This is a genomic window from Campylobacter sp. W0066.1 (assembly GCF_024723635.1).
Taxonomy (GTDB): domain Bacteria; phylum Campylobacterota; class Campylobacteria; order Campylobacterales; family Campylobacteraceae; genus Campylobacter_D; species Campylobacter_D lari_C.
The window spans coordinates 1-906 of record NZ_JANQCW010000048.1; the positions used below are offsets into that span (position 1 = coordinate 1).

Sequence of the window (906 nt, forward strand, 5' to 3'; positions counted from 1 at the left end):
GAAGCACAAAGTCTAATATTGTTAAAATAGTGAAAGGTTCCAAAACAATAATACTCAGTATAATCAACTTCTTTACCAAAACCTATATATCTCCAAGCATCTCCATCAAGCGTCACATGAGAAGAGTTATCAATGATTGCATCTATAGCCCATGGAGCTATTTTTGCAGATAATACACCCATGTATGCACCATGTGAAACTCCTACCACAATAGTTTTTAAATTATTGTTTTTAAAAATCTTTTTTTTTGTATAAAGCAGAGTATTTATCATATCAATTGTTTGCATAATACCATAATTTTGATATTCATTGTTTGTAAGTTGCAAACTCGCACTTAAATCTAAGTAGTAATCTCTATTAAGATCCCAATTATCTTTCTTTTTTTGAATTACCTTATTAAGATAATCCATAGCAGGGTGAAATTCTTCAAAAGTGTTAAGCTTTGATATATCATAAGGAATTTCTATATTAAGAGCTTTTAAACTTGCATCAAAAATAAGTTTATCAATATCATCTAAATACCACTTAGCGCCAGTTTGGGGACGGTTACCTATACCATGATAATTTAAACTCAAAACTGCCACATTGTACTTTGATGCAAAATACTCCATATTAAACTTTAAAACAGGCTCTCTTATATCAGCCCCAAGCCCTTGGACAATACACATTATAGCTTCAATTTCTCTTGTATCATCATATATGAGCTGAAATTCTAATTTATTTTCTCTTTTTATATTTAATTCTACATCATCACAAGAGTCTATAAAATAGGTTTGATTTTTTAACATTTATAACCTTGGTATAAAATTTTAATTTTTAAATATGGTATACCACAATTAAGCATAAAAAATAATTAAAAAAACTATTCAATTTTATCTAGCTAAAGCCAAAATCAATTCCTAATCC

The 906-nt window shown here is 28.3% G+C and carries 1 protein-coding gene; it reads right to left on the reverse strand.

Annotated features, from left to right (window positions below; genetic code table 11):
- Positions 1-788: DUF2920 family protein (locus tag CAMP18497_RS08215; protein ID WP_337213754.1), on the reverse strand; the 788-nt coding region annotated here is incomplete at its 3' end.
- Positions 789-906 lie beyond the last annotated feature (118 nt).